Raw genomic sequence first — 8,385 nt, forward strand, 5'->3', positions numbered from 1 at the left:
GTGGTCAGTTGGTGCGGGTGTTGGTCAGGTGCAGCCCGATGTAGCCGACGTAGATCCGGCCGCTGCCGGAGCAGTCGTCCAGGTAGTGCACCCGGGGCGCGGTGCCGCCGCCGCCGATCCGCAGGTGCGCGCCCATGAAGGCGCGACAGGAGGAGTCGACGTCGGCAGGGACGGGCAGCATCCGCTGGCGCTTCCACTTGCCGTGGCTGGCCACGGTGCGGGACTCGCCGCGGACCGCCTTGCGCGGCGGGAAGCGGTGGCAGCCGGGCGGGGTGTGCTCGCACCACTGCTTGAAGTCGCCGCCGGCCTCGCCGCGCACGGCGGCGTCGGCGTACTCCTGGAGCGCGGTCAGGCCGTCCCAGGTGAGCCGGGCCCAGCCGGGGCCGTCGGCCTGGCCGTCCAGGGCGACCGTCTCCTTGCTGTCACCGGTGAACTCCAGCAGCGGGAACTCGCCGAAGCGGTCGACCAGTTCGCCGAAGCTGGCCGGGCCGGCCCCGCACCGGGAGCGGCGCGGCGGGCGGGGCTGCTCGACCCGCATCCGGCAGCGTTCCAGCCGGACCGCCGGGTGCGCGGGCCGCTCGGGGGCCTTGCGGGCCTCGGGCGGCAGCCACAGCTGCGGCACCGCCGCCAGCGGGGCGGGCAGCGCGAGTGCGGCGGCCACCCGGCGCGGTTCGCGGGCCAGCAGGGCGGCGGCGCGGCGAAGGTTCTCGTCGATCCGCTGGCGCGGCAGGACGGGGTGGCGGGCGGCGTCGGCGCGGGAGGCCGGGTCGACGTCGGGCAGGAAGGTGCGGACGGCGCCGCCGTACACCTTGTGGTACTCCAGCGCCAGGTTGAACCGCGGCAGCGCGGTGTGCCCGAGCACGTACATCGAGGCCAGGCCCGGGAGTTGGCGGACCAGCGGGCCGAGCACCTGCTCCTGCCACTGCTCGATCGGGACGGCGGGCGGCACGCTGGCCACCACGGTCGGCAACTGCCGGTCTGGGTCGCACAGTTCGTCGATCAGGCCGTCCAGGTCGGCGGGCCCGAGCAGCCGCGGCGCGACCTCCAGCGGCACCGGGCCCTCGGCGGCGTCCAGCAGCGGCAGCAGCCCGCGGACGAGATCCGGGACGGGGACCCGGCCGTGGCCGCTCGACGCGGGCCCGGCGGGGAGGTGTTCGGCCTCGACGCGCAGCCGGGTCGGGCCGTCGGCGTCCTCGGAGGCGAGGGTGAGGGTCAGTTGGTCGGTGCCGTGCGGCGCGGGGGTGCGCAGCCGGCGGCGGCTGTAGCGGGCTCCGGGGCCGCGGCCGGGCAGCGGTCCGCCGTCGCGGTCCAGCAGCACCCGGTCGCCGAGCCGTAGTCGCTCCGGCGGGGCCCCGTGCTCGCGGGGCGGGGGCTCGTCGTGCCCCTCCGCCTTCAGCCAGGCGGCGAGCAGGTGGTCGACGAGGGCGGTGGTGTCGTGGTGCGGGCGTGGTGTCGCGGCCGTCAGCCGATAGGGCGGCTGGGCGTGGTCGGTGGGCATACGCGGAACCTCCCGAGGTGCGGTGCTGCGGTCTGCGAGTCCTCCTTCCGGTGCCGTGCCGAATCGCGGTGTCCTACTTCAGGAGACGAAACGACCGGGAGTGAAAGTTCCTCCTCCGGCCGCGGTTCCTTCCTTCGAGTGTCATCGGGCGGCAACCGGAACTCCGCCCGCGCCGCCTCTGCTACCCGCCCGTCCGCAGTTGATGCGGCGGCCCGAAAGCCTTGCCCGCACCGGAACTTGGCCGAAAACCGACGGCCGCCCGGAGCGCCGGGCCGGGCCCTCGGGAACGCGACCGCTCAGACCTCGACCTCGACGAAAGTGCGTCCGGCGGGTTGCGCGGCCGCCGAACCGCCGGTCGTCTCCGCCAGCCAGGTGTGGAACTCCGTCACCTCCGGCTCGGGGACGCCCACTTCGATCCGCACCCCGTCCGCGAGGTACTCCAGCCCGGCCACCGTGTACCCCGCCGCCCGCAGGTCGTTCTCCAGCCGCCCGGCCCGGGTGTGATCCGCCGTCACCGACAGCAGCGCCACCGGCCGCCGCTCCAGCAGCCCGATCTCGTCCAGCGCCTCCGACACCGCCGCCCCGTACGCCCGCACCAGGCCGCCCGCGCCCAGCTTGATGCCGCCGAAGTACCGGGTCACCACCGCGACCGTGTCGGTCACCCCGCGCCGCCGCAGCACCTCCAGCATCGGCACGCCCGCCGTCCCGGCCGGCTCGCCGTCGTCGCTGGAACGCTCGCGCGGCTGCTCCTCGCCGACCACGAACGCGGTGCAGTTGTGCCGGGCGTCCCAGTACTGCTTGCGGATCGCCGCGATGAACGCCTGCGCCGCCTCCTCGTCGGGGACCCGGGCCAGGTGGCAGATGAACCGGGACTTCTTGATCTCCAACTCGTGGCTGCCATCGCCCCGGACGGTCAGGTACGGCTTCGGGCTCGGCTCGGCCATGACGCTGGTGCTCTCCGCTGTCGCTCTCCATCCGGCGCCGCCCAGCGGCCACCGGTCTCGCCGCCCAGCCTAGGCCCTCCGGCCCCGGCCGCGCGGACCGTGCCTGGTCAGCGGCCCGCTCACGGGCCTGCTCACGAGCCCGCCCACCGACCTGCTCACCGACCTGCTCACCGGCCTGCTCACCGGCCTGCCAAGGCGTGCAGGGCGGCGCGGTCCAGGCCGGTGCGGGCGGCGATCTCGGCCGGGTCGACGGCGCCGCAGTCCAGGCCGCGCAGCAACTGGCCGGCCAGGGCACGGGCGGTGGCGGGCTCGTCCAGCACCGCGCCCGAGCGGCCGGCCAGGTATCCGGCCAGCCGCGCGCAGGCGGCGTCCAGGCCCTCGCGGTGGAAGGCATACACCGCGGCGTAGCGGGTGGGCAGTTGGGCGGGGTGCAGGTCCCAGCCCTGGTAGTAGGCGCGGGCCAGCGCGCGGCGGACCAGGCCGTGGTGCAGCCGCCAGGCCGCGTGCACCTGCTCGGCCGGGCCGGTGGGGACGACGTTGGTGGAGCCGTCGGAGAGCCGGACGCCGGTGCCGGCCGCGGCGACCTGCATCACGGCCTTGGCGTGGTCGGCGACGGGGTGGTCCGGGCTCTGCCACTCCGCGCCGACCCCGCAGGCCGCGCTGTAGTCGAAGGTGCCGTAGTGCAGGCCGGTGGCCCGGCCCCCGGCGGCCTCGATCAGCAGCGCCACGGTGGCCCGGCCGTCCGGGCCGAGCACGGCCTGGGTGGTCTCGATCTGGAGCTCGAAGCCGAGCCGCCCGTCGGGCAGCCCCGCCCGCCGCTCGAAGTCGGCCAACAGCCGCGCCAGCGCGGCGACCTGAGCGGGGTGACTGACCTTCGGCAGGGTCAGCAGCAGGCCGTCCGGCAGGCCGCCCTCGGCCAGCAGGGTGCCCAGGAACAGCTCAAGGGTGCGGACGGCGCGGGCCCGGACGGCGGCCTCCAGGCACTTGGTCCGGATGCCGAGGTACGGCGGCGCGCCGCCCCCGGCCACGGCTGCCGCCACCAGCTTCGCGGCCCGCACCGCCGCGGCGTCCTCCTCCGCGTCCGGGCGCGGGCCGTAGCCGTCCTCGAAGTCGATCCGCAGGTCCTCGACCGGCTCGCGCGCCAACTTGGCCCGCACCCGGGCGTGCACCTCCGCGAGCAACGCGTCGGCCGGCACGCCGAGCGCCCGCGCCAGCCGGGCGGGCGTCCCCGCGTGCTGCTCGAACACGGCGAGCGCCCGCGCGCCCCACTCGTCGACGGTGTGCGCCCCGAACGCGTCGGCCGGCACGTACACGGTGTGCACCGGCTGCCGCGCGGGCCGCTCGCCCGGGTAGCGGCGGGTCAGTTCGGCGTCCACCGGCGCCAGCAGCGCCTCCACGGCGGCCCGGGCGTCCGGCGAGAACGAGACCGGCCGGGCGGCTCCGGCCTGAGCGGGCTGCGACATCCGGGCTCCTCACTCTCACCGCGCGGCATCGACGCAGCGGTCCGGTGAAGGTAGTGCCGCCGCGCGGAAGCGTCAATGGCCGCCCGCCGGAGAACCGGGGACGGCCACAGAGCCTGATGCCTAAAGGAGTTGAGGCGGCGTCAACGAGCGGCGGGGAGCGTCACTCCCGGCCCGACTCGATGTAGCGCGCCTGCAGCTGGTCCCAGACCTTCTCGACGTCCTTCACCGTCACCCCGCCGTCCGGACGCGAGCCCGGAACGCCGCGCAGCGACAGGTACTCGGCGAACCGGCGCTCGTCGGGCTGGCGCTGGTGCTCCTCGATGTAACCGACCAGCTCGGCGAAGCACTCGTCCACGCTCAGCGGCTCCGTCCCGACCGCGAACGGGCGGCGCGCCGGGGCCTCCTCGGCGCCCTCCGCGAAGGGCAGCGTCTCGTCCTCCATCATCGCGTCCAGCCGCAGCGGGCGGCCGCCCAGCCGGATCGGCTCGACCTCCTGGTCGTGCGCCGCCGGACGGCCGCTCGGATCCACCGGCACCTGCTGCGGCTGCGGCGCCGCCTGCGGCCCCTGCGGTCCCTGCGGGCGGGCCTGGGCGTGGCCGTTGGCCGCTGCCCGCTGCTGCTGCTCGGCCCCCGCCGGGAGGTAGCCCTCCGGGTGGCCGCCCTGCTCGGCGAAGGCCTGCTCCGGGTAACCCTGCTCGACGAACTGCTGCTCCGCGAACCGCTGTTCCGGGTGGGCCTGCTGCTCCTGCTGCTCCGGGTACCCGTCGGCCGGCTGGTAGCCCGACTGCGGACGTCCGGGCGCCTCCGCGTCCGCCGCACGCGGGGCCTTGAACCACGGGGAGGCCTGGCCCGGCACCCGCGCGGTGTGCACCTGGTCGGGCTCCGCGAGGTGCGAGCGCACCGGGCGCGCCGTCCACACGTTCAGGTCCGAGGTCCGGTCCACCACCGGCGCGGCCTGCGCGCCCTCCGGGTCCTGCTGGTCCCGCAGCCGCACCGCGGCGAGCTTCGCCAGCGTCGGCACCGCGACCGCCGCCGACACCGGCGGCACCGCCGACTGCGGCTGCGCGGCGGCCTTCTGAGGCTGCGGCTGGGCCTGCGGCTGCGGTGCGGCGGAGTCGGCGGCGACGGCCGGGCCCTGGGCCGACGCCGGGGCGGCGAGCGCCGCCGGCCGACCCTGCGCCACCTGGCCGCCGGCCGGCGCGGGCCGCTCCGCCTGAACCTCCTGCTCGGCCTCGACCGCCGCGCCCGGCACCTGGAGCGGACCGTCGATCCGGTCCAGCACCGTCGGGTCCAGCGGCACACCGTACTTCGCCAGCTTCAGCGGCAGCAGCGCCTGGAACGGCGCCGAGCGCCGCCAGCCCCGCCCGTACCGGAACCGCAGCTGCGCGCGGTACACCAGCCGGTTCTGCTCCAGCCGCACCGTCTCGTCGTACGAGCGCAGCTCCCACAGCTTCATCCGGCGCCACAGCCGGAACGTCGGCACCGGCGACAGCACCCAGCGCATCAGCCGCACCGACTCCATGTGCCGGTCCGCGGTGATCGCCGCGATCCGCCCCACCGCGTGCCGCGAGGCCTCGACCACCACCACGAACAGCACCGGGATCACCGCGTGCATCGCCATGCCCAGCGCGTCGCCCCAGGACGCCGCCGCGTTGAACGCGATCGTCGCCAGCGTCAGCAGCCACGCCGTCTGCCGCAGCAGCGGGAACGGGATCCGCAGCCAGGTCAGCACCAGGTCCAGCGAGAGCAGCACCACGATGCCCGCGTCGACGCCTATCGGAAAGGCGTAGGCGAAGGACCCGAAGCCCTTCTCCAATGCCAAGTCCCGCACCGAGTTGTACGAGCCGGCGAAACCGATGCCCGAGATCACACACGCGCCGACGGCCACCACGCCCAGCAGAGCCCGGTGCGCGCGGGTAAGGGAAGGACGTGCCATTCGAATGATCAACCCCTGGGACTCGGCAGCCGCCGTAGGACCTGTAGCCGCCGAGTACACGTCCCCGCCCGGGGCGCACGACCGCGGGACACCGCGATGCTGATGCGCCGTTGACAGACTCGGCCCACCGGATACTACTCGCACGGCCGTTCACCCCTGTCGCCAGGCCGGACCGGCACCACTCCTCCACCGCTCCCCACCCGCACGCACACCCTGCGCCGGACGCGCTACCCGGCGGCCGGCCGCTCCGCCGCTCCGTTCAGGTACGCCAGCACCGCCAGCACCCGGCGGTTGCCGTCCTCCGTCGGCGCGAGCTCCAACTTCCCGAAGATATTGGCGATGTGCTTGGCCACCGCGCCGTCACTGATCGTCAGCCGCGCCCCGATCGCCGAGTTCGAGCAGCCCTCCGCCATCAGCCCCAGCACCTCCCGCTCCCGCGGCGACAGCCGCTGCAACGGCTCCGAGCCCGCGCTGTGCTGCAACAGCCGGCCGATCACATCCGGATCCATCGCCGTCCCCCCGGCCGCCACCCGGCGCACCGCGTCCACGAACTGGTCCGCGTTGAACACCCGGTCCTTCAGCAGGTAGCCGACGCCGCCGGTGCCGTCCGCCAGCAACTCGCGGGCGTACAGCTGCTGAACGTGCTGCGACAGCACCAGCACCGGCAGCCCCGGTATCTCCCGGCGCGCCGCCAACGCCGCCTGCAGCCCCTCGTCCGTCAGCGTCGGAGGCAGCCGGACGTCGACCACCGCGACGTCCGGCCGTTCCGACAGCAGCGCCGCCAGCAGATCGGGCCCGGTCTCCACCGCGGCCGCGATGGTGAACCCGTGAACCTCCAACAGCCGTGTCAGGCCTTGGCGAAGGAGGTAGAGATCCTCGGCGAGGACAACGCGCACGGCAGCTCCATCGTGATGGTGGTCGGCCCGCCCACAGGACTGTCGAGCGAGATCACTCCGTCGAACGTACCCAACCTCTTCTCGATCCCCCGCAACCCACCGCCCGTCTCCATCCGCGCACCGCCGTGCCCGTCGTCCGTCACCACCACCCGCAACCGACCCGCCCGGTGCAGCACATCCACCCACACCTGCCCGGCCCCCGCGTGCTTCGCCGCATTCGCCAGCAGCTCGCTCACGCTGAAGTACACCGCCGTCTCCAACGACGCCTCCGGACGGCCCGGCAGACTCACCGTCACCTCCGTCGGCAGCACCGCCGTCAGCGCCAACTCCCGCACCGCGTCCGGCAGGCCGCGCTCGGCCAGCACCGGCGGGTGGATGCCCCGGACCAGATCCCGCAGCTCCTGCAGCGCCTTCGCCGAGGACTCCCGCGCCTCCGCCAGCAGCTCCCGCGCCGCCGTCTGGTCGCTCGTCATCAGGTGCTCGATCGTTCCCAGCGTCAACCCGATCGCCACCAGCCGGGCCTGCGCCCCGTCGTGCAGATCCCGCTCGATCCGCCGCAACTCCGCCGCCTGGGCGTCCACCGCATCCGCCCGAGTCTCCGTCAGATGCGCGACCCGCTCGGTCAGTTCGGCCCGGCTCTGCTGCGGACCGCCGCCCAGCACCCGGCACGCCAGCCCGTTGTGCGCCCGCACCGCCCACGGCATCGCGAGCAGGCCGGCCGCCGCCATGACACCGCCGATGAGCGCGGAGAACAACAGGTTCACCGTGTGGCTGTTGAGCCCGAAGAAGTGCCGCGAATCCACCGTCGCCGACGCCATGAACACCAGCCCGCCCCACACCAGCACCATCGGCACACCCAGCAGCACGATCACGCCCACCGGGTTCGCCAGCAGCCACAACCCCTCCCGCTGCACCTGCCGGTCACGCACCGCCCACTGCACGAGCTGCACCAGCCGCGCCACCTCCAGCCGGCGGTGGTAGGACACCCCCGTCCACCAGAACCCGCGCGCGTCCTGCTCCAACGCCTCCCGCGGCGAATACACCACCCGCCAGGTCTCCCCCGAGGCCCGCTCCACCCGCTGCCGCGTCCACCCCGCACCGTGCCGGACGAACCAGTACAGCGCCGACGCCCCCACCACGATCGCACTCGGCAGCGCCACGAACGGCGCCAACGGCCCGCCGTCGAACAACTGCACCGCGGCCAACGCCGTGAACACCGCCGCGAGCACCGGAACCACCGGCCCCGCGACCGCCGCCACCGCCATCACCACGCCCTGCCCGAAGGCCCGCACCCCCACCCGCCCGCGCTCCCCCGCAACGGACCTGGCGGCCCCACCGCCGAACCATGTCATCGTCGTTGTCGTCGCCAAGGCCTACTCCCCGAGAGTTGATCGCCGTCCCCAAGAACGCTCTCAGTCTCTCCCCGACCCCCCGGCCGACACATTGGCCCAGCCACCCATCTTTCAGGTGGACCTAACTCCACCTCGATCACTGGTGCCTGGTACCCCGCCGGCCCGGAAATGCGAAAAAGCCCCCCGCCAAGAATGGCGGGAGGCTTTCCCAGAAAAATTGTTCGGCGGCGTCCTACTCTCCCACAGGGTCCCCCCTGCAGTACCATCGGCGCTGTGAGGCTTAGCTTCCGGGTTCG

General features: G+C 74.5%; 6 protein-coding genes and 1 rRNA gene. All 7 read right to left on the minus strand.

Annotation, left to right across the window (positions count from 1 at the left end; genetic code table 11):
• Positions 1 to 4 precede the first annotated feature (4 nt).
• Positions 5 to 1,498, minus strand: coding sequence for a hypothetical protein (locus tag ACWEMJ_RS32855; protein WP_452140801.1), 1,494 nt, complete (start codon positions 1,496 to 1,498; stop codon positions 5 to 7).
• A 296-nt stretch (positions 1,499 to 1,794) separates the two neighbouring features.
• The gene (locus ACWEMJ_RS32860; protein ID WP_452140802.1) at positions 1,795 to 2,442 is read right to left on the minus strand and encodes a YigZ family protein; all 648 of its coding nucleotides are present in this window, start codon (positions 2,440 to 2,442) and stop codon (positions 1,795 to 1,797) included.
• A 179-nt stretch (positions 2,443 to 2,621) separates the two neighbouring features.
• Positions 2,622 to 3,905, minus strand: coding sequence for a DUF6986 family protein (locus ACWEMJ_RS32865; protein WP_452140803.1), 1,284 nt, complete (start codon positions 3,903 to 3,905; stop codon positions 2,622 to 2,624).
• A 160-nt stretch (positions 3,906 to 4,065) separates the two neighbouring features.
• On the minus strand, positions 4,066 to 5,841 hold the full coding sequence (locus tag ACWEMJ_RS32870; protein WP_452140804.1) for a DUF2637 domain-containing protein: 1,776 nt from the start codon (positions 5,839 to 5,841) through the stop codon (positions 4,066 to 4,068).
• 227 nt (positions 5,842 to 6,068) lie between these two features.
• A complete protein-coding gene (locus ACWEMJ_RS32875) occupies positions 6,069 to 6,737 on the minus strand; it encodes a response regulator transcription factor (RefSeq protein WP_452140805.1) in 669 nt (222 codons plus the stop codon).
• The gene (locus ACWEMJ_RS32880; protein WP_452140806.1) at positions 6,689 to 8,035 is read right to left on the minus strand and encodes a sensor histidine kinase; all 1,347 of its coding nucleotides are present in this window, start codon (positions 8,033 to 8,035) and stop codon (positions 6,689 to 6,691) included. The genes ACWEMJ_RS32875 and ACWEMJ_RS32880 overlap by 49 nt, the downstream gene beginning before the upstream one ends.
• 273 nt (positions 8,036 to 8,308) lie before the next feature.
• Positions 8,309 to 8,385: ribosomal RNA gene (gene rrf / locus ACWEMJ_RS32885) — 5S ribosomal RNA — on the minus strand; the annotation flags it as partial.

Source organism: Kitasatospora sp. NPDC004531, assembly GCF_053602195.1.

Bases quoted from the DNA above. Each gene is read 5' to 3' on its own strand.
- ACWEMJ_RS32855 (WP_452140801.1), bottom strand. From the start codon at position 1,498: ATGCCCACCGACCACGCCCAGCCGCCCTATCGGCTGACGGCCGCGACA.
- ACWEMJ_RS32860 (WP_452140802.1), bottom strand. From the start codon at position 2,442: ATGGCCGAGCCGAGCCCGAAGCCGTACCTGACCGTCCGGGGCGATGGC.
- ACWEMJ_RS32865 (WP_452140803.1), bottom strand. From the start codon at position 3,905: ATGTCGCAGCCCGCTCAGGCCGGAGCCGCCCGGCCGGTCTCGTTCTCG.
- ACWEMJ_RS32870 (WP_452140804.1), bottom strand. From the start codon at position 5,841: ATGGCACGTCCTTCCCTTACCCGCGCGCACCGGGCTCTGCTGGGCGTG.